Annotated in this window: 20 protein-coding genes; 16 read left to right on the forward strand and 4 right to left on the reverse strand. The window is 61.2% G+C overall.

What is annotated here, in order from left to right:
- Window positions 1-208: 208 nt before the first annotated feature.
- Window positions 209-994 carry an outer membrane protein OmpK gene (locus BLP82_RS18335; protein ID WP_092171125.1) on the forward strand — a complete coding sequence of 262 codons (786 nt, stop codon included), beginning with the start codon at window positions 209-211 and terminating at the stop codon, window positions 992-994.
- Between the two features lie 138 nt (window positions 995-1132).
- Here the strand turns inward: BLP82_RS18335 and BLP82_RS18345 are convergent, their stop codons facing one another.
- Together BLP82_RS18345 and BLP82_RS18350 are read right to left on the reverse strand one after the other, a co-directional pair.
- The gene (locus BLP82_RS18345) at window positions 1133-2293 is read right to left on the reverse strand and encodes a patatin-like phospholipase family protein (RefSeq protein WP_092171134.1); all 1161 of its coding nucleotides are present in this window, start codon (window positions 2291-2293) and stop codon (window positions 1133-1135) included.
- A gap of 35 nt (window positions 2294-2328) precedes the next feature.
- Entirely contained in the window at window positions 2329-3261 is a 933-nt protein-coding gene (locus BLP82_RS18350) for a lipid A biosynthesis lauroyl acyltransferase (protein WP_092171137.1), read from the reverse strand.
- A 118-nt stretch (window positions 3262-3379) separates the two neighbouring features.
- Here BLP82_RS18350 and minC point away from each other — a divergent pair, with 118 nt between their 5' ends.
- The 7 genes from minC to BLP82_RS18385 all read left to right on the forward strand — a co-directional run bounded on the left by minC (window position 3380) and on the right by BLP82_RS18385 (window position 9099).
- Complete coding sequence (gene minC, locus BLP82_RS18355; protein ID WP_092171142.1) at window positions 3380-4117, forward strand: septum site-determining protein MinC; 738 nt, start codon at window positions 3380-3382, stop codon at window positions 4115-4117.
- A gap of 201 nt (window positions 4118-4318) precedes the next feature.
- The gene (minD, locus tag BLP82_RS18360) at window positions 4319-5131 is read left to right on the forward strand and encodes a septum site-determining protein MinD (RefSeq protein ID WP_003179114.1); all 813 of its coding nucleotides are present in this window, start codon (window positions 4319-4321) and stop codon (window positions 5129-5131) included.
- A complete protein-coding gene (gene minE, locus BLP82_RS18365; RefSeq protein ID WP_003179111.1) occupies window positions 5131-5385 on the forward strand; it encodes a cell division topological specificity factor MinE in 255 nt (84 codons plus the stop codon). The genes minD and minE overlap by 1 nt, the downstream gene beginning before the upstream one ends.
- A gap of 102 nt (window positions 5386-5487) precedes the next feature.
- Window positions 5488-6123, forward strand: coding sequence for an RluA family pseudouridine synthase (locus tag BLP82_RS18370; RefSeq protein WP_092171147.1), 636 nt, complete (start codon window positions 5488-5490; stop codon window positions 6121-6123).
- Between the two features lie 37 nt (window positions 6124-6160).
- Window positions 6161-7264, forward strand: a complete 1104-nt coding sequence (locus tag BLP82_RS18375; RefSeq protein ID WP_092171151.1) for a hypothetical protein — start codon at window positions 6161-6163, stop codon at window positions 7262-7264.
- 100 nt (window positions 7265-7364) lie between these two features.
- Window positions 7365-8654, forward strand: coding sequence for a M18 family aminopeptidase (locus tag BLP82_RS18380; RefSeq protein ID WP_014339686.1), 1290 nt, complete (start codon window positions 7365-7367; stop codon window positions 8652-8654).
- 262 nt (window positions 8655-8916) lie between these two features.
- Window positions 8917-9099 (forward strand): hypothetical protein, encoded by a 183-nt coding sequence (locus BLP82_RS18385; RefSeq protein ID WP_092171156.1) that lies wholly within the window; start codon window positions 8917-8919, stop codon window positions 9097-9099.
- A gap of 7 nt (window positions 9100-9106) precedes the next feature.
- Here BLP82_RS18385 and BLP82_RS18390 read toward each other — a convergent pair whose 3' ends face one another.
- Window positions 9107-9835, reverse strand: coding sequence for a UTRA domain-containing protein (locus BLP82_RS18390; protein WP_092171160.1), 729 nt, complete (start codon window positions 9833-9835; stop codon window positions 9107-9109).
- A gap of 348 nt (window positions 9836-10183) precedes the next feature.
- On the opposite strand from BLP82_RS18390, the gene BLP82_RS18395 reads away from it, so the two are divergent.
- The 6 genes from BLP82_RS18395 to BLP82_RS18420 all read left to right on the forward strand — a co-directional run bounded on the left by BLP82_RS18395 (window position 10184) and on the right by BLP82_RS18420 (window position 15587).
- Window positions 10184-11251, forward strand: a complete 1068-nt coding sequence (locus tag BLP82_RS18395) for an ABC transporter substrate-binding protein (protein ID WP_092171164.1) — start codon at window positions 10184-10186, stop codon at window positions 11249-11251.
- A 214-nt stretch (window positions 11252-11465) separates the two neighbouring features.
- Entirely contained in the window at window positions 11466-12272 is an 807-nt protein-coding gene (locus BLP82_RS18400) for an alkaline phosphatase family protein (RefSeq protein WP_092171168.1), read from the forward strand.
- 5 nt (window positions 12273-12277) lie between these two features.
- The gene (locus tag BLP82_RS18405) at window positions 12278-13114 is read left to right on the forward strand and encodes an ABC transporter permease (RefSeq protein WP_170842339.1); all 837 of its coding nucleotides are present in this window, start codon (window positions 12278-12280) and stop codon (window positions 13112-13114) included.
- Window positions 13101-13901 (forward strand): ABC transporter permease, encoded by an 801-nt coding sequence (locus BLP82_RS18410; protein WP_060741108.1) that lies wholly within the window; start codon window positions 13101-13103, stop codon window positions 13899-13901. The genes BLP82_RS18405 and BLP82_RS18410 overlap by 14 nt, the downstream gene beginning before the upstream one ends.
- Window positions 13898-14887 (forward strand): ABC transporter ATP-binding protein, encoded by a 990-nt coding sequence (locus BLP82_RS18415; protein ID WP_060741107.1) that lies wholly within the window; start codon window positions 13898-13900, stop codon window positions 14885-14887. The genes BLP82_RS18410 and BLP82_RS18415 overlap by 4 nt, the downstream gene beginning before the upstream one ends.
- 46 nt (window positions 14888-14933) lie before the next feature.
- Window positions 14934-15587: an HAD family hydrolase gene (locus tag BLP82_RS18420; RefSeq protein WP_060741106.1), complete on the forward strand. Its 654-nt coding sequence runs from the start codon at window positions 14934-14936 to the stop codon at window positions 15585-15587.
- Window positions 15588-15699: 112 nt separating this feature from the next.
- On the opposite strand, the gene BLP82_RS18425 is transcribed toward BLP82_RS18420, so the two are convergent.
- A complete protein-coding gene (locus BLP82_RS18425) occupies window positions 15700-16662 on the reverse strand; it encodes a zinc-binding dehydrogenase (RefSeq protein WP_092171176.1) in 963 nt (320 codons plus the stop codon).
- A 139-nt stretch (window positions 16663-16801) separates the two neighbouring features.
- On the opposite strand from BLP82_RS18425, the gene BLP82_RS18430 reads away from it, so the two are divergent.
- A complete protein-coding gene (locus tag BLP82_RS18430; RefSeq protein ID WP_170842340.1) occupies window positions 16802-18880 on the forward strand; it encodes a carboxy terminal-processing peptidase in 2079 nt (692 codons plus the stop codon).
- A gap of 118 nt (window positions 18881-18998) precedes the next feature.
- A partial coding sequence (locus BLP82_RS18435) for a bifunctional diguanylate cyclase/phosphodiesterase (protein ID WP_092171185.1) occupies window positions 18999-20774 on the forward strand: 1776 nt, incomplete at its 3' end.

The raw sequence follows: 20774 nt of genomic DNA on the forward strand, positions 1-20774 counted from the left end.
CCCCTGAAAACAGCTTTTCCGACTGATCAAAAAACCGCAGGGCAAGCCATTTCCGATTTTTTCCGGACTTGGCTCAGCGCTTGCTATCAGCATTCGCCACGCTCAAAAAGCTGACCGAACGGATGTTTTCTAATCCATGGAAAAAGGCGCCACACCAGAGCGCTGACCTGAAAAAAAGCGGTACCACTTACCTTTGGGAGCAAACCGAATGAAACGTACGTGCACCAGCCTGATACTCGCAGGCTCCTTGCTGGTCGCAGGCCAGGCGATGGCCGACGACCTGTTCCAATGGCAGAACAACAGCCTGACCTACCTGTATGGCAAGGATTTCCAGGTCAACCCGCGTATCCAGCAGACCGTGACCTTCGAACACGCCGATGCCTGGAAATACGGGGACAACTTCTTCTTCCTCGACCGGATCTTCTACAACGGCCAGGACGACAGCCAGTCCGGCCCGAATACCTACTACGGCGAGTTCAGCCCACGCCTGTCGTTCGGCAAGATCTTCGACCAGAAGCTGGAACTGGGTCCGATCAAGGATGTGCTGCTGGCCATGACCTATGAATTCGGTGAAGGCGACAACGAGTCCTACCTGATCGGCCCGGGCTTCGACCTGGCGATTCCCGGCTTCGACTACTTCCAGCTGAACTTCTACAACCGCCAGACCGAAGGCCCGCGCGCCGGCGACAACGTCTGGCAGATCACCCCGGCCTGGGCCTACACCGTACCGGTGGGTTCTTCCGACATCCTGATCGACGGTTTCATCGACTGGGTGGTGGACAACGACACCAACGACAAGGGCACCTACCACGCCAACCTGCACATCAACCCGCAGATCAAATATGACCTGGGCAAGGCCTTGAAGCTTGGCGCCAAGCAGCTGTATGTGGGCGTGGAGTATGACTACTGGAAGAACAAATACGGGATCGAAGACAGCGAAGGGTTCAAGACCAACCAGAGCAACACCAGCTTCTTGCTCAAGTACCATTTCTGATCTGACTCAGTCTCAGGCCCGCCACACATCCCTGTGGGAGCGGGCTTGCTCGCGAAGGCGACTGAACATTCAATATCAGTGCAAGCTGATCCACCGCTTTCGCGAGCAAGCCCGCTCCCACAGGGGCTCAAGATGGACTCATCCCTGAGTCAACCCCAAAAACCGACTCAACGCCTCGCGCTGCGCCAGTGCATCCTGGCGTCCCAACTCGATCAGCTCGCTGCAATACCCCGCCTCGAACAACAGGTAGCTCAGCACCCCCGCGCCACTCGTCTTGGTCGCACCCGGCCCACGCAAGAAAACCCGCAACGCACGGGGCAGTTCCTGACGATGGCGAGCGGCGATTTCATCGATCGGCTGGCTTGGCGAAATCACCAATACCTCCACCGGCGCCGCGCCCAAGGCATGGGCCGGTACATCATCGGGCAGCAGGTGGCTGAAACCATTCAAGCGTTGAAGCAACTCGATGTCACTTTCCAGGCTGTCGATGAAGGTGCTGTTGAGCATATGGCCGCCGATCTGCGCCAGGGTCGGTTGCAGGCCGGTGTAGCTGCGCTCGGAAGGATCCTGGCCACCGGCGCCACGGGGGTTGCCGCTGACGCCGATCACCAGCACGCGATTGGCACCCAGGTGCAAGGCCGGGCTGATGGGCGCCGATTGCCGCACCGCGCCGTCGCCAAAGTATTGCGGACCGATCTTGACCGGCGCGAACAACAGCGGAATCGCCGAGCTGGCCAGCAGATGCTCCACCGACAGCAGTGTCGGCACACCGATGCGCCGGTGGCGCAGCCAGGCATCGATGGTCCCGCGTCCCTGGTAGAAAGTGACGGCCTGGCCGGATTCATAACCGAATGCCGTCACCGCCACCGCCCGCAATTGCTGTTCGACGATGGACTGCTCGATACCCGAGGCGTGGAATTGGGCCTGGAGCAGTTCGCGCAGCGGCGAACTGTCGATCAGCGCCACCGGCAACTTGGCCCCCAGGCCCAACAGGCTGTGGGTAATGAAACGCGTCGCCTGGGCGATCACGCCGCGCCAGTCGCTGCGCATGACCTGATGGCTGCGTACCGCTTGCCAGAACGCCGTCAGCCGTTCGATGGCGGTCTTGAAGTCCATCGCCCCGCTCGCCAGGCTGACCGCGTTGATCGCCCCGGCCGAGGTGCCAACGATCACCGGAAACGGGTTATCCGCCCCGTCGGGCAGCAATTCGGCAATCGCCGCCAATACCCCCACCTGATACGCCGCCCGAGCCCCGCCGCCGGAAAGAATCAAACCTGTAACCGGTTCAGCTGGGGTCATCGCAATGCTCCGTGCTCAAGGTGATATCAAAAAACTCAGCCGCGTTTGTCGTACAGCTTGGGCTCGCCCGGTGGACGGCTCTTGAAGCGCCGGTGGGCCCAGAGGTACTGCTCGGGACAATCGCGCACCGACTGCTCGACCCATTGATTGATGCGGATGCAATCGGCTTCCTCGGTCTCCCCTGGGAAATCCTTCAACGGAGACTGGATCACCAGGCGATAACCGCTGCCATCGGCCAGGCGCTCCTGGGTGAAAGGCACCACCAGCGCCTTGCCCAGGCGGGCGAACTTGGTGGTGGCGGTGACCGTCGCGGCCTGGATGCCGAACAGCGGCACGAACACGCTTTGCTTGGCGCCGTAGTCCTGGTCCGGCGCATACCAGATCGCCCGGCCGGCCCGCAGCAGCTTGAGCATGCCCCGCACATCGTCACGCTCCACCGCCAGGGAGTCCAGATTGTGGCGCTCACGGCCCCGGCGCTGGATGTAGTCGAACAACGGGTTCTTGTGCTCGCGGTACATGCCATCGATGGTGTGCTGCTGGCCGAGCAAGGCCGCGCCGATTTCCAGCGTGGTGAAATGCAGCGCCATCAGGATCACGCCCTTGCCCTCGCGCTGGGCCTGCTTGAGATGTTCCAGCCCTTCGACATGGGCCAGTTTCGCCAGCCGCGAGCGCGACCACCACCAACTCATGGCCATTTCGAAAAAGGCGATGCCGGTGGAGGCAAAGTTTTCCTTGAGCAGACGCTTGCGCTCGGCAGCGCTCTTTTCCGGGAAACACAGTTCCAGGTTGCGACGGGCAATGCGCCGTCGGTCGCCAGCCACCCGGTACATCAGCGCCCCCAATGCACGACCGACCCGCAGCAATAACGGATAAGGCAATTGCACGATCAGCCACAACAGCCCCAGGCCGCACCACAGCAGCCAGAAACGCGGATGAAAAAAAGCAGCTCGAAAACGCGGGCGATCCATTACAGCTTCCATTAAGACATGGGCCGCGCATTCTACATTGTTCGACCCGGGTTGCGGCTGGCGGACGATCTCGTTATAAGTCTCGGCACTTTTAGTGACAAGCCGTTGTACGCCGACCATGAGCCAAACCGAACCGCTAGACCAAGATCCCGTGTTCCAGCTGAAGGGCAGCATGCTCGCCATTACGGTGCTGGAACTGGCCCGCAACGACCTGGAGAGCCTTGACCGGCAACTGGCGGCGAAAGTCGCCCAGGCCCCGAACTTCTTCAGCAATGCCCCCCTGGTGCTGGCCCTGGACAAGCTGCCGGCCGGCGAAGGCTCAGTGGATCTGCCAGGCCTGATGCGCATTTGCCGCCAGCATGGTCTGCGCACCCTGGCGATCCGCGCCAGCCGCATCGAAGACATCGCCGCCGCCATCGCCGTGGACATTCCCGTGCTACCGCCGTCCGGCGCCCGGGAACGCGTGCTGGAACTGAGCCCGGCCGAAACGAAGAAAGCCCCGGAAAAACCACCGGAGCCCACCATCAAGCCAACGCGGGTCATCACCACGCCAGTGCGCGGCGGGCAGCAGATTTATGCCCAGGGCGGCGATCTGGTCATCGTGTCGTCGGTCAGCCCGGGGGCGGAACTTCTGGCCGATGGCAACATCCATGTATACGGCCCGATGCGCGGTCGAGCGCTGGCCGGCGTCAAGGGTGATACCAAAGCCAGGATCTTCTGTCAGCAATTGAGCGCTGAGCTGGTTTCCATCGCCGGGCAGTACAAGGTCTCCGAGGATTTGCGTCGCGACCCGTTGTGGGGGGCCGGCGTTCAGATCAGCCTGTCGGGCGACGTGTTGAACATCATTCGGCTTTAACGGATACTGCCGCATTTTCCAAGCATCTCTAAAACGAGCGAAAACGGCTTAAACGACGTAGGAAAAAGGATCTGGCAGTGTTTACCGGAGGTAGACCCCGCCCGACAGCCGATTCCAGCCAAGCCTGTCCAATTGCAACGGTTTTCCAGAGATGTTTTTCAGGGGCTGACAAAGTCCCTTTTTCCTTAGGGGTGAAACACCTTGGCCAAGATTCTCGTGGTTACATCCGGCAAGGGTGGTGTGGGTAAGACCACCACCAGCGCCGCTATCGGTACCGGCCTCGCTCTGCGCGGCCACAAGACAGTCATCGTCGACTTCGACGTCGGTTTGCGTAACCTGGACCTGATCATGGGTTGCGAGCGTCGCGTGGTCTACGACTTCGTCAATGTCGTCAACGGCGAAGCGAACCTGCAACAGGCCCTGATCAAGGACAAGCGCCTTGAGAACCTCTACGTGCTGGCCGCCAGTCAGACCCGCGACAAAGACGCGCTGACCCAGGAAGGCGTGGAAAAGGTCCTGATGCAACTCAAGGAAGACTTCGAATTCGTGGTCTGCGATTCCCCGGCCGGTATCGAGAAAGGTGCCCACCTGGCCATGTACTTCGCCGACGAAGCGATTGTCGTGACCAACCCGGAAGTGTCGTCGGTCCGTGACTCCGACCGCATGCTGGGCCTGCTGGCGAGCAAATCCCGCCGCGCCGAAAAGGGCGAAGAGCCGATCAAGGAACACCTGCTGCTGACCCGCTACAACCCGCAACGGGTCAGCGATGGCGAGATGCTGGGCGTCGAAGACGTCAAGGAAATTCTCGCGGTCACCCTGCTGGGGGTCATTCCGGAATCCCAGGCGGTACTCAAGGCTTCCAACTCCGGCGTGCCGGTGATTCTCGACGACCAGAGCGATGCCGGCCAGGCATACAGCGATGCCGTCGATCGCCTGCTGGGCAAGACCGTGGAGCATCGTTTCCTCGATGTAACGAAGAAAGGTTTCTTCGAGCGCCTGTTTGGAGGTAGGTAATGAACCTTTTTGACTTCTTTCGTGCCAACAAAAAGCCCAGTACCGCCTCGGTCGCGAAAGAGCGTCTACAGATCATCGTGGCGCACGAACGCGGCCAACGCAGCACCCCTGACTACCTGCCAGCCTTGCAGAAGGAACTGGTGGAAGTGATCCGCAAATACGTCAACATCGGTAGCGATGACGTGCATGTGGCGCTGGAAAGCCAGGGCAGCTGCTCGATCCTGGAACTCAATATCACCCTGCCGGATCGCTGATCGCCCCGGCGGGAGCCACGGCGGCTCGGGTCCTTCTCCTCCCACCCTTGGGTTCGAGAAGGGCCCGAGCCGCCGTTGGCGTTTGTAACGAGACTGTTTTCAATGCCCCTGTCCAACATCCGCATCATTCATCAGGACGCCGCTGTCCTGGTGGTCGACAAGCCGACCCTGTTGCTTTCCGTGCCCGGCCGGGCCGACGACAACAAAGATTGCCTGATCACCCGCCTGCAGGAAAACGGCTATCCGGAAGCGCGAATCGTGCACCGACTGGACTGGGAAACCTCCGGCATCATCCTCTTGGCCCGTGACCCGGACACCCATCGCGAACTGTCCAGGCAATTTCATGATCGCGAAACCGAAAAAGCCTACACCGCGTTGTGCTGGGGCCAACCGGAGCTGGACAGTGGCAGCATCGACCTGCCCTTGCGCTACGACCCGCCGACCAAACCCCGGCATGTGGTGGACTATGAACACGGCAAACACGCCCTGACCTTCTGGCGCGTACTGGAACGTTGCGGCGACTGGTGCCGGGTCGAGCTGACGCCGATCACCGGGCGCTCGCACCAATTGCGCGTACACATGCTGTCCATCGGTCACCCGCTGCTGGGCGACGGGCTCTACGCCCATCCGCAGGCCCTCGCCGCCTGGCCACGCCTGTGCCTGCACGCCAGCATGCTGAGCTTCACCCATCCGCAAAGCGGCGAGCGCTTGCGCTTCGAGTGCCCGGCACCGTTCTAGATCCGTTAAAAATGGCTTCATCCGATAAAGGCTTGGCATGCAGGTTATTGATTTTCAGGAAACACCCGTCAAAAAAGTCCGCCACCAATTGCTCTACCTGATCTACGGCGACAAGGACGCTTATCGCCACGAAGCCAAGTTCAGCATCCTCACCGCCCTGGCCCACGGCAATCCGGCGACCCTGCCCAGCATCAGGATCCTGACCGACCGGCCTGAGGATTATCGCGGCTGGCCAGTCGAAACCCTCGCGCTGAGCCCGCAGTTGCTGGCCGAGTGGCAAGGCAACAACGGTTACATTCACCGACGCAAGGCCTGTGCCATCGCGGCCGGCCTGACGCTGGCGGAGAAGACCCTGTTCGTCGACACCGACACGCTGTTCCTGTCCGATCCCGACCTGCTGTTCAAGCAAATCCAGCCAGGGCAGTACCTGATGGACAGCTTCGAATACCACTGGGACTATGTCTGCAAGCGCGAGGACTACCTCAAGCTGGGCACGCGCCTGCGCGCCCACGGCATCACCCCGGACAACCGTTTCAAGCTCTACAACAGCGGGTTATGCGGTGTGACGGACAAAGACGGCGCGCTGCTGGCCCAGGCCGTCGGACTGATCGATGAGTGGACCGAAGGTGGCTTCGACATCCACACCATCGAACAGATCGCGATTTCATTCACCCTGCGCAACCAGGCCATCAGCGAAACCAACAAGCACGTTTATCACTACTTCGCCGAGAAGCGCTTCTTCCACACCATGCAAGCGCACTTCTTTGCCCAGCACGGCGAGGCGTTCAATACACAATTGGTGGAGCGTTGCCACGACGTTCCGCGCACCCGGCCTTTTCCGTCGGCCTGGCGGCGGCTGAAGATCAAATGGCAGTTGCGCAATCACAGCGGCCCCTTGCACAGGATCGGTCGCGACCTGCTGTATGGCAGCGCGGCACCAGAGCACCCTTACTACAACCTCTGTCGGCACCATTGGTGGGATTCGGCATCGCGGGAGATCCTTCGCCTGGACCCGAAACACCAGCAACAGCTATTCGGCCAACTGGAGTACTGGCCGCGGCACCTGCCGGAACCTTCCAAGACACAAGACAAGCCCCTGATCATGGCGCACTTGCGCAAGCGGATCACGGCCTCGGGCTGATCGATGGCGGGGCCGTGGAACAATCCACGACGGGGGATTGGGCCTGCAACGCAGGCGGTCGATGGGGTAAACTCCCGCCCATCGCTGTCTGGAGTGACTTATGCGCGCAGAGTTGAACCAAGGCCTGATCGACTTCCTCAAGGCCTCCCCTACCCCGTTCCATGCCACCGCCAGCCTGGCCAAGCGCCTGGAGGCGGCCGGTTATCAGCGTCTTGACGAGCGCGAGACCTGGGCCACCGAGGCCAACGGTCGCTACTACGTCACGCGCAACGATTCCTCGATCATCGCCTTCAAGCTCGGCCGCAACTCACCGCTGCACGACGGCATTCGCCTGGTCGGCGCCCACACCGACAGCCCTTGCCTGCGAGTCAAGCCACAGCCGGAGCTGCAACGCCACGGGTTCTGGCAGTTGGGCGTGGAAGTCTACGGCGGCGCACTGCTGGCGCCGTGGTTCGACCGCGACCTGTCCCTGGCCGGGCGCGTGACCTTCCGCCGCGATGGCAAGGTCGAAAGCCAGTTGATCGATTTCAAGGCGCCGATCGCCACGATTCCGAACCTGGCCATCCACCTCAATCGCGAAGCCAACCAGGGCTGGGCCATCAACCCGCAGAACGAACTGCCGCCGATCCTTGCCCAGTTCGCCGGTGACGAGCGCGTCGACTTCCGTGCCGTGCTCACCGATCAACTGGCCCGGGAACACGGCCTGAATGCGGACGTGGTGCTCGATTACGAGTTGAGTTTCTACGACACCCAAAGCGCCGCGGTCATTGGCCTGCACGGCGACTTCATTGCCGGCGCGCGCCTGGACAACCTGCTGTCGTGCTACGCCGGCCTGCAAGCCTTGCTGAACGCCGACACCGAAGAAACGTGCGTACTGGTGTGCAACGATCACGAAGAAGTTGGCTCGTGCTCGGCCTGTGGCGCCGACGGCCCGATGCTGGAACAAACCCTGCGTCGCCTGCTGCCTGAAGGTGAAGAGTTCGTCCGCACCATTCAGAAATCCCTGCTGGTGTCGGCGGACAACGCCCACGGCGTGCACCCCAACTATGCCGACAAGCACGACGCCAACCACGGCCCCAAGCTCAACGCCGGTCCGGTGATCAAGGTCAACAGCAACCAGCGCTACGCCACCAACAGCGAAACCGCCGGGTTCTTCCGTCACCTGTGCATGGCCGAAGAAGTGCCGGTGCAGAGCTTCGTGGTACGCAGCGACATGGGCTGCGGCTCGACCATCGGCCCGATCACCGCCAGCCAGCTGGGCGTGCGCACCGTGGACATCGGTTTGCCGACCTTCGCTATGCATTCGATCCGCGAACTGTGCGGCAGCCATGACCTGGCGCATCTGGTGAAGGTGCTGAGCGCGTTCTACGCCTCTCGCGAGTTGCCATAACCGCTAAACCTATTTGGACCAGAGACATGCAGGCTCTTGTGGCGAGGGGATTTATCCCCGCTGGACTGCGAAGCAGTCCCAGAACTCACCAACCACCGCGATTATCCGGTAGGCGTAGGGGGTTGCTGCGCAACCCAGCGGGGATAAATCCCCTCGCCACAACAGTGTTCTCCTCAGGATCGCGGGTGATGTGACACACATCACCACAACCCGGCAAAACCCCAACTAGACTGGCCTTATCCTCCCCGACAAGGCCGTCTCCATGGTTTCCATATCGTCGTTCAACGCCATGCTGGTCCCCATCATCGCCGGCATGATCCTGCTGGCCATCGGCTTCAACTTCCGCGACAAGAACGTCGGGGTCTTCGCTATGTGGATCGGCATGCTGCTGATCCTCGCCACGGTGTTATTCAGGATCCTGGCCAAGCTCAACGAGTCAGCCTGAGTTCACCTCAAGCAGACGGTTGCGCGGGCACATCCACTCCGACATGGATCGCGTCGTGTCGCCAGAACTCCAGGTCGCAGTCAATCAGCCGCTGGTGCTGGTCATAGTTGACCCGTGCGATGCGAAGCCCGGGGCTGCCCGCCGAAACCCTCAACGCCGCTGCCGCTTCCGGCTGTAAAGAAGTGGGCACGATTTCGAACTTCACTCGGCCGTAGTGCAGGTCGTAATGGCGGGCGTACAACTCGGTGATGGACTGGTTGAGATCGAACTCCAGGATGTCCGGAAAATACTGCGGGTTCAGGTAGTGCTCGACATACAGCACCAGGCGCTCATCGATACGGCGCACGCGGCAGATCTGGATCACGCTGGACAGCGCCGGCAGTTGCAACCAGGCACACACAGCCGCCGAAGCCGGTTGCAGGCGCGCCGAGATCACTTGGGTAGAAGGCACACGCCCCTGGGCCTCAACCATGGCGTGGAAATGGCTACGCTGCATCAGGTTGTAGGCCAGGCGCGGCGGCGAGACGAACCAGCCGCGGCGCTCCTCCCGATAGATCTGCCCCTGGGCTTCGAGCTGCAACAACGCCTCACGCACGGTAATCCGCGTGGTCCCGAACAATTCACTGAGCTTGCGCTCGGCCGGCAACTTGCTGCCGGGCGCCAGCAACCCATGGTCGAGTTGCTCTTGCAGGACCTGTCCGATGGCTGTCACCGCTTTGGTTGCATCGATGCGCATCAACGTTACCTATCTGGACTAGACCAGCACTGTTTCGGGGCAGGATCGACGGTTCATTGATCCGTTTCTGGGTCCAGCAAGCCTAGGCACTGCTCATGACTGGCAGATGACAGAGCCGCCGAACGGTCGTTTTGCCAGCGTGCAAATTAACGGCCAAGTCCTTTCAGATCAGCTGTTTAACCATGGTCTACGCTTAATTCGCAGCCAACCTCCGCGAGCCGGGTATTTCCGGGAGCCCCCGACACCGACATCAAAATGTCACAGGGCTCGCCTACATTGGCTCAGGTATTGCTGACCTAGACCAACACAACCGCAATCGCAGCGTTGAAAACGCCATAGGAGCTTCGGATGAAACAGCTTTTCCTGGCATCACTGTTAGGCTCGACCATTGCCATGTGCACCGCCGCCATGGCCGCTGACACCGATCTGAAAACGTTGGAAGCCGCTGCGAAAGCGGAAGGCGCCGTCAACAGTGTCGGCATGCCCGATGACTGGGCAAACTGGAAAGGCACCTGGGACGACCTGGCCAAGGTGTACGGCTTGAAACACATCGACACCGACATGAGCTCGGCCCAGGAAATCGCCAAGTTCGCCGCCGAAAAAGACAACGCCAGTGCCGACATCGGCGACGTCGGGGCGGCGTTCGGTCCGATCGCGGTCAAGCAGGGCGTGGTCCAGCCCTACAAGCCAAGCACCTGGGAACAAGTGCCCGCCTGGGCCAAGGACAAGGACGGCAACTGGGCATTGGCCTACACCGGCACCATCGCCTTCATCGTCAACAAGAAGCTGCTGCACGGTTCCGAAGTGCCGACCAAATGGGCTGACCTGAAGACCGGCAAATACAAAGTTTCCATCGGCGACGTAAGCACCGCGGCACAGGCCGCCAACGGCGTGCTGGCGGCGGCCCTGGCGAACGGGGGCAATGAGAAGAACCTCCAGCCGGCCCTGTTGATGTTTGCCGAGATCGCCAAGCAAGGGCGCCTGTCCATGGCCAACCCGACCATCGCCACGATGGAAAAAGGTGAAGTCGAAGTCGGTGTGGTCTGGGACTTCAACGGCCTGAGCTACAAGGCCAAGATGGCCAACCCGGATGACTACGTCGTGCTGATTCCGTCCGACGGCTCGGTCATCTCCGGCTACACCACCATCATCAACAAATACGCCAAGCACCCGAACGCCGCCAAGCTGGCCCGCGAGTACATCTTCAGCGACGCCGGCCAGATCAACCTGGCCAAGGGCAACGCCCGTCCGATCCGCGCCGAGCACCTGAAACTGCCGGAGGAGGTCCAGGCCAAGCTGCTGCCGAACGAGCAGTACAAAGGCGTGACCCCGATCAAGGATGCGGATGCGTGGGAGAAGACTTCCAAGGCACTGCCGCAGGCGTGGAATGAACAAGTCATCGTCGAGATGAAGTGAGGCGGTAGTCAGACCCGCTCGGATATCCACTGGCAATCCAATTGTGGGGGCAGGCCCTGTGGGAGCGAGCTTGCTCGCGATAAACGATGACACGGTATTGCTGTTGAACCGTGTCGCCTTCATCGCGAGCAAGCTCGCTCCCACAGAAGCTCGCTCCACATTGGATCTGCGGTGAGTCCGAGTTTTCTGGTGTCCATCCGGAGTCCTGGTATCCATGAAGCACAACGTCATCCTGGTGGTGCTCGACGGTCTCAACCATGAGGTCGCCCGGCATGCCATGGGGCATTTGCAGGCTTACGTTAGCGCAGGACGCGCGGCCCTCTACAAACTGGAATGTGAGTTGCCCGCCCTGTCCCGCCCACTCTACGAATGCATCCTCACCGGCGTCGTGCCCATCGACAGCGGGATCGTGCACAACAACGTCACGCGCCTGTCGAACCAGCGCAGCATTTTCCACTACGCCACCCAGGCCGGCCTGAGCACAGCGGCTGCGGCGTACCACTGGGTCAGCGAACTCTACAACGCTTCACCCTTCGTGGCCGGTCGCGACCGTCACACCGACAATCCCGACCTGCCGATTCAATACGGGCATTTCTACTGGAACGACCACTACCCCGATTCCCATCTGTTCGCCGACGCCGAACACCTGCGTCAGCGCTACTTGCCGAACTTCCTGCTGGTGCACCCGATGAATATCGACGACGCCGGCCACAAGCACGGCCTCGACACCCCGCAATACCGCAACAGTGCCCGCTCGGCCGACATCAACCTGGCGGTCTACCTGCAAGCCTGGCTCGACGCCGGTTACCAGGTGCTGGTGACCTCCGACCACGGCATGAACAACGACCGCTCCCACAACGGCCTGCTGGCCGAAGAACGGGAAGTTCCGCTGTTCGTCCTGGGTGACAGCTTCAGTTTCGATCCCGCTGCCGCACCGAAGCAGACCGAGCTGTGCGGCACCATTTGCCAATTGCTCGGCATCGACCACGACAAACCCTATTGCCAGGAGTTACTCAAGTGAACGCCATGACGCGCGGCAAATGGCTGGCAGCGTTGTGCCTGGTGCCCTTCGCGATTTTCTTCATCGTGTTCCAGATCGCCCCGTTGCTCTGGGTGCTGGTCAACAGCCTGGAATCGGAAGAGTTCGGCTGGGGCCTGGCCAACTTCAGCAAGATTTTCAATTCCAAGTTCTACCTGCAAGCCATCCAGCACAGCCTGGAGATCAGCTTCTGGTCCAGTGTGTTCGGCATCGTCATCGCCGTGCTCGGCAGCTACTCACTGCGCCGTGTGGATTCGCGGCTGCGCAACTTCGTCAATGCCTTCGCCAACATGACCAGTAACTTCGCCGGCGTGCCCCTGGCCTTCGCCTTCATCATTTTGCTGGGGTTCAACGGCAGCATCACGATCATGCTCAAGCAGGCGGGGATCATCGAGGATTTCAACCTGTATTCGAAAACCGGGCTGATCATTCTCTACACCTACTTCCAGATTCCCCTCGGCGTGCTGCTGCTCTACCCGGCCTTCGACGCCCTGCGCGAAGACTGGCGCGAATCCGCCGAGTTGCTCGGCGCCAGCGGCTGGCAGTTCTGGCGGCACATCGGCTTGCCGGTGCTGACCCCGGCACTGCTGGGCACCTTCGTGATCCTGCTGGCCAACGCCCTCGGTGCCTATGCCACGGTCTACGCGTTGACCACCGGTAACTTCAACGTGCTGCCGATCCGAATCGCCGCCATGGTCTCCGGCGACATTTCCCTCGACCCGAACCTGGCCAGTGCCCTGGCCGTGGTGCTGGTGGCGTTGATGACCGTGGTGACCATCGTCCATCAGTTGCTGCTCAAGAGGAGCTACCATGTCTCGCGCTGAACCGGGCTCCGTCGGGCTCTATCATCGGGCGGTGGTGTACCTGCTGTTCGCCATCCTGCTGCTGCCCCTGGCCGGCACGCTGGTCTACTCCATCGCCAGCAGTTGGTCGGCCACCGTGCTGCCCAGCGGCTTCACCTTCAAATGGTATGTGCAGTTGTGGAGCGATCCGCGCTTTCTCCACGCCTTCGGTCAATCGTTGCTGGTCTGTGTCGGTGCGCTGGTGCTCTCGGTGGTGTTGATCCTGCCGCTGCTGTTCGTGGTGCACTACCACTTCCCCAAACTCGACGCACTGATGAACATCCTCATCCTGTTGCCGTTCGCGGTGCCGCCCGTGGTGTCGTCGGTGGGGCTGTTGCAACTCTATGGCTCCGGGCCGCTGGCGATGGTCGGTACGCCGTGGATCCTGATCGGTTGCTACTTCACCGTCGCCCTGCCGTTCATGTACCGGGCGATCACCAACAACCTGCAAGCCATCAACCTGCGCGACCTGATGGACGCCGCCCAACTGCTTGGCGCCAGCACTTTCCAGGCCGCGTTCCTGGTGGTGCTGCCAAACCTGCGCAAGGGCCTGATGGTGGCGCTGCTGCTGTCCTTCTCGTTCCTGTTCGGCGAATTCGTGTTTGCCAACATCCTCGTCGGCACCCGCTATGAAACCCTGCAGGTCTACCTGAACAACATGCGCAACAGCAGCGGCCACTTCACCAGTGCGCTGGTGATCTCCTATTTCTTCTTCGTACTGGTCCTGACCTGGGCGGCCAATATCTTGAACAAGGACAAAAGCCAATGAGCTACGTCAGCGTCCAACACCTGCAAAAAAGCTATGCCGGCACCCCGGTGTTCAGCGACATCAACTGCGAGATCGCCAAGGGCGAATTCGTCACCCTGCTCGGCCCTTCCGGTTGCGGCAAGTCCACGCTGTTGCGCTGCATTGCCGGCCTGACCGCAGTGGATGCCGGCCAGATCATCCTCGACGGACAGGACATCGTCCCGCTGAGTCCTCAGAAACGCGGCATCGGCATGGTCTTCCAGAGCTACGCCTTGTTCCCGAACATGACCGTGGAGCAAAACGTCGCCTTCGGCCTGCGCATGCAAAAGGTCGACGCCTCGGACAGTCGCCAACGCGTGCTGGAGATTCTGCGCCTGGTGGAGCTGCACGATTTTGCCGCCCGCTATCCCCATCAACTCTCCGGCGGCCAGTGCCAGCGTGTCGCCCTCGCCCGCTCCCTGGTCACGCGACCGCGCCTGTTGCTGCTGGACGAGCCGCTGTCAGCCCTGGATGCGCGGATTCGCAAGCACTTGCGTGAACAGATCCGACAGATCCAGCGTGAATTGGGCCTGACCACGATTTTCGTCACACATGACCAGGAAGAAGCCCTGACCATGTCTGACCGGATTTTCCTGATGAACCAGGGAAAGATCGTACAAAGCGGCGATGCCGAAACCCTTTACACTGCGCCAGTCGATGTCTTTGCCGCCGGCTTCATCGGCAACTACAACCTGCTGGACGCCGACAGCGCGAGCAAACTGCTGCAGCGGCCGGTGAACGGTCGCATCGCCATCCGCCCCGAGGCCATCGAACTGAGCCGCAGCGGCCAGGCCGATGCGCTGATCCGCAGCCACAGCCTGCTGGGCAACGTCATCCGCTACCGGGTCGAGGCCCGTGGCGTGGAGTTGGTGGTGGATGTGCTCAACCGCTCAGCCGCCGACCTGCACCCCGATGGCGCACGGTTGGCACTTTCCATCGATCCATCGGCGCTGTGTGAGGTAGCCTGATGGCTTTGTTGATTTTGAAGCTGATCTTGAAAAGGGAAACACGTTGATGGCCCTGGCAATTTTTGATCTGGACGAAACCCTGATCCACGGCGACTGCGCCACCCTCTGGAGCGAACAGATGGGTCGCCTGGGCTGGGTCGATCCCGAGTCGTTCATGCGGCGCAACAACGAGCTGATGGATGCCTACAGCCACGGCAAGCTGAGCATGGAAGAGTACATGGACTTCAGCCTGGAACCGATGATCGGCCGCACACCGGAAGAAATCGAGCACCTGGTGGCGCCGTGGGTGGAAGACTTCATCGAACCGATCATCTTCAGCGACGCCACCAAGACCATCGCCGAACACCGCAAGGCCGGCGACCGGATCCTGGTGATCTCGGCCTCGGGCACGCACCTGGTCAAGCCGATTGCCGAACGCCTGGGTATCGATGAGATCCTGGCGATCGAGCTTGAAGTGGCCCATGGCGTGTACAGCGGCAAGACCGTGGGCACCCTGACCTACCGCGAAGGCAAGATCGCGCGGTTGCTGGATTGGCTGGATGCCGAGGAGGAGAACCTGGAAGGCGCGAGTTTCTATTCCGACTCGCGCAACGACCTGCCGTTGTTGCTCAAGGTCGATCACCCGCACGTGGTGAACCCGGACCCGGTGTTGAAGGCCCATGCCGAATCGGCCGGGTGGCCAATCCATAGCTGGAAATAAGCAGCCCGGTGTGGGAGCGAGCTTGCTCGCGATGACGGTCGCACACCCAACAACTTTGTTGACTGTCACACCGCTATCGCGAGCAAGCTCGCTCCCACAAGTCTGCGCAAAATCAGCTCAGGTTCTCATCGATCAGCAACACCAACTTGCCCGACACCTGATTGGTCGCCAGCTCCGCGAACGCCGCCTCGGCGTCCTTGATCGCGAAGGTCCGGGCCAACTGCGGGCTCAGGCGCTTGTCGGCAAACAGCGGCCACACCTGTTGCCCCAGCTCACTGATCAAGTCGGCCTTGAATTGCTCATCGCGGCTGCGCAGGGTCGAGCCGAGCAGTTGGATACGCTTGCCCAGCACCTGGGCCAGATCGAGCTCGGTCGAGCGCCCGCCCATCAGGCCGATCAACACCCAACGGCCGTCAACTGACAAAAGTTTCACGTTGAGTTTGGCGTAGCTGCCACCCACCGGATCGAGGATCACATCGAAGGGACCGAGGTCGTTCAAACCCTCCAGGCCATCGGTGCGTACCACCCCGCCTTGGGCGCCCAGGGCCTCGCAATAGGCGAGACGATCAGCGGAGCCGACACTGACCCAGCATGGGTTGCCGAACGCCTTGCACAGCTGGATCGCGGCCGAGCCGACGCCGCTGGCCCCGGCGTGCAGCAGCACTTTCTCGCCCGGCTTGAGCGCCGCCAGCTGGAACAGATTCAGCCACGCGGTGCTGTAGACCTCAGGCAGCCCGGCCGCTTCAGCCAAGGACAAGCCCTCCGGCACCGACAGCACATGCCGGCCATCGACCACCACCTCCTCGGCCATTCCACCGCCGGCCAGCAACGCGCAAACGCGGTCGCCCACCTGCCAGGACGAGCCCGGCCCGACCTCGCTGATCACCCCGGAACACTCCAGCCCCAACACTTGGCTGGCGCCGGGTGGCGGCGGGTAAAGCCCGGCTTTTTGCAACAAATCGGCCCGATTCAGGCCGGCGGCCGCCACACGGATGCGAACTTGCCCCACATCACACGTCGGGCTCGGCTCATCTGCCCATACCACTTGGCCTTCAACGCCTTGCAATGCTTTCACGGTGCCTCCATAGTGAGTCTCGACTGGGCCCGCTGCTTCAACGCCGGGCTTTCTTGCATTATGCGCCCGGGCCACATGGAACCGGCGACTTCAAAGACGGCCTAATATGCGTTATCAATTGTCCCTGCGTCGAATCAGCATGAAGCATCTGTTCCCCAGCACCGCCCTCGCGCTCGTCATTGGCCTCGGCCTGTTACCGTTGTCGAACGATACGTTCGCGGCCAACAGCTGGGACAAGCTTCAGCCCGATCGCGACGAAGTGATTGCCAGCCTTAACGTCGTCGAATTGCTCAAGCGCCATCACTACAGCAAGCCGCCGCTCGATGACGCGCGCTCGGTCATCATCTATGACAGCTACCTGAAGCTGCTCGATCCGTCCCGCAGTTATTTCCTGGCCAGCGACATCGCCGAATTCGACAAGTGGAAGACCCAGTTCGACGATTTCCTCAAGAGCGGCGACCTGAACGCCGGGTTCACTATCTACAAGCGCTACCTGGACCGCGTGAAGGCGCGTCTGGACTACGCCCTTGCCGAGCTGAACAAGGGTGTCGACAAAATCGATTTCAATACCAAGGAAACCTTGCAGGTCGACCGCAAGGACGCCCCTTGGCTCAAAAGCACAGCCGAACTCGATGACCTGTGGCGCAAGCGCGTCAAGGACGAAGTGCTGCGCATGAAGATCGCCGGCAAGGATCCCAAGCAGATCCAGGAAACCCTGACCAAGCGCTACAAGAACCAGTTGGCGCGCCTGGACCAGACCCGCGCCGAGGACATTTTCCAGGCGTACATCAACACCTTTGCCATGTCCTACGACCCGCACACCAACTATCTGTCGCCGGATAACGCGGAAAACTTCGACATCAACATGAGCCTGTCCCTGGAAGGCATCGGTGCCGTGCTGCAGAGCGACAACGACCAGGTGAAGATCGTGCGCCTGGTCCCGGCGGGCCCCGCAGACAAAACCAAACAGGTCAGCCCGGCGGACAAGATCATCGGTGTCGCCCAAGGCAACAAGGAAATGGTCGACGTGGTCGGCTGGCGCCTCGACGAAGTGGTCAAGCTGATCCGCGGCCCGAAAGGCTCGGTGGTGCGCCTGGAAGTCATCCCGGCCAGCAACGCGCCGAACGACCAGACCAGCAAAGTCGTGGCCATCACCCGCGAAGCGGTGAAACTGGAAGAACAGGCGGCGAAGAAATCGGTTCTCAATCTCAAGCAGGACGGCAAGGACTACAAGCTCGGCATCATCGAGATCCCGGCTTTCTACCTGGACTTCAAGGCTTTCCGCGCCGGGGATCCGGACTACAAGAGCACCACTCGCGACGTCAAGAAGCTGCTGACCGAACTGCAGAAGGAAAAGGTCGACGGCGTGGTCATCGACTTGCGCAACAACGGCGGCGGCTCCCTGCAGGAAGCCACCGAGCTGACCAGCCTGTTCATCGACAAGGGCCCGACCGTGCTCGTGCGTAACGCCGATGGCCGAGTGGATGTGCTGGAAGACGAAAACCCGGGCGCGTTCTACAAAGGGCCGATGGCCTTGCTGGTCAACCGCTTGTCGGCCTCGGCCTCGGAGATTTTCGCCGGCGCCATGCAGGACTATCACCGGGCACTGATCATCGGCGGCCAGACCTTCGGCAAAGGCACCGTGCAGACCATCCAGCCGCTCAACCACGGCGAGCTGAAGCTGACCCTGGCGAAGTTCTACCGGGTGTCCGGCCAGAGCACCCAGCACCAGGGCGTACTGCCTGACATCGATTACCCGTCGATCATCGACACCAAGGAAATCGGTGAAAGCGCCCTGCCCGAAGCCATGCCGTGGGACACCATCCGGCCGGCGATCAAACCGGCCGTGGACCCGTTCAAGCCGTTCCTGGCCCAACTCAAGTCCGACCACGACGCGCGCTCGGCCCAGGATGCGGAGTTCGTGTTCATCCGCGACAAGCTGGCCCTGGCGCAGAAGTTGATGATGGAGAAAACCGTCACCCTCAACGAAGCCGACCGTCGTGCGCAGCATGCCGACATCGAGGCCAAGCAACTGGCCATGGAAAACCTGCGTCGCAAGGCCAAGGGCGAAGAACCGCTCAAAGAGCTGAAGAAAGAAGACGAAGACCTGATCACCGAGCCGGAGAAGACCAAGCCGGAAGACGATGCCTACCTGAGCGAGACCGGGCGGATCCTGCTGGATTACCTGAAACTCAATACGGCGATCGCCAAGCACTAAGATGATGGCCATTTAATGGTGATGCTCGTCGGAGTGTCATCAAACTGACATCAGTCTGTCGTGAAATACAGGACTGGGTGCCCCGCACCCGGTCCTTTTTTTATCGCCCGAGATTGCCATGACCACGACAGAACAGCTGAGTGCCTTGAGTTCGATCCTGGCTCAAAGCGGTTTGCACAGTCTGTTCCAACCGATCATCTGCCTTTCCGAACGGCGCATCGTGGGCTACGAAGCCTTGACCCGCGGCCCTTCCAACAGCCCGCTGCACTCGCCCATCGCGCTGCTCTCCGTGGCGCGCCAGGCCGGACGCCTCAGCGAGCTGGAGCTGGCCTGCCGCCGCAGCGCCTGCCAACGCTTCAACGAGCAAAAACTGCCGGGCAAGCTGTTTCTCAACGTCTCGCCCGAATCCCTGCTGGAATCCGCACACCAGACGGGGCGCACGCTGCAATTGCTGCAGGATTTCGGCATCGCACCCAGCCAGGTGGTGATCGAACTGACCGAACAGACCCCTATCGATGACTTCCAGCTCCTGCAAACCGCCCTGCATCACTACCGGGCCATGGGTTTCTCGATTGCCCTGGACGACCTCGGCGCCGGTTATTCGAGCCTGCGGTTGTGGTCAGAATTGCGACCCGACTATGTGAAGATCGACCGGCATTTCATCGACGGCATCCATCAGGACGCCCTCAAGCGCGAGTTCGTGGGCTCGATCCTGAAAATCGCCCGGGCTTCCCGCGCCCAGGTGATTGCCGAGGGAATCGAACTGCCGGAAGAACTGGCGGTGCTGATCGAAATGGGCGTCGACCTGGTCCAGGGTTATCTGCTGGCCCGCCCCCAGGAACAACCGTCACGCGATGCCCGGGCGCTGATGCCCAGGCAGGACAGCGGCGTGGCGGCGCTGAGCGATGAGATCAACGACCTCAGTGCGCTGCTCAACGAACAACCGGCGATGGCTCACAACACACCGACCGCCACCGTGCTGGAAGCGTTTAGGCGCCAGGCCAACCTCAACTCCCTGGCCGTGCTGGACAATCAGAACCAACCCTGCGGTATCGTCCATCGCCATTCACTCTCCGACGCCTTGCTCAAACCCTTCGCCACCGACCTGTTCGCCCGCAAACCCATCAGCCGGCTGATGAGCGATGACTTTCTGGCGGTGGAGTTGAACCAATCGTTGCAACAAGTCAGCCGCCTGATCACCAGCCGCGCCCGACAACGCATCGAAGAAGACTTCATCATCACCCTCAACGGCGGCTACCTGGGCCTGGGCCGGGTGATCGACGTGCTCAAGCTCATCACCGAGCTGAAAATCCAACAGGCCCGCTACGCCAACCCACTGACCCTGCTGCCGGGCAACGTCCCGATCCAGCAATGCCTCACGCGCCTGCTGCAACAACGGCAGGAATCGATGATCTGCTACGTGGACATCGACAGCTTCAAGCCCTTCAACGATATCTACGGCTACGGCCGCGGCGACGAAGTCCTGCTGTGCCTGGCCCAATGCCTGAACGAACGCATCGACCCCAGCCGCGACTTCGTCGGCCACATCGGCGGCGACGACTTCCTGCTGGTCCTCGGCCCGGAAGACTGGCGCAAACGCCTGGACCAATTGCTGAGCGACTTCCAGACCCATTGCCGGCGCTTCTATCGGCCTGAACATCTGGAGGCGGGATGCTTTACCGCACTGAATCGGCAAGGGGTTCGCCAGGAATTCGCGTTGTTGTCGCTGTCGATTGGGGTGGTGCACCTGCGCGCCGAGGCCTGCGAGAAACTGGATGCCAGCCAACTGGCGGAACTGGCCTCCCAGGCCAAGCATCATGCCAAGGACATTTTGGGGGGGAGTGTGTATTTGGTGGAGGGTTTGGCTGAGCGGGAGGCTGTGGTGGAGTTGGGG

The sequence above is a fragment of the Pseudomonas sp. NFACC37-1 genome, assembly GCF_900101575.1.
GTDB classification, from domain to species: Bacteria; Pseudomonadota; Gammaproteobacteria; order Pseudomonadales; family Pseudomonadaceae; genus Aquipseudomonas; species Aquipseudomonas fluorescens_AA.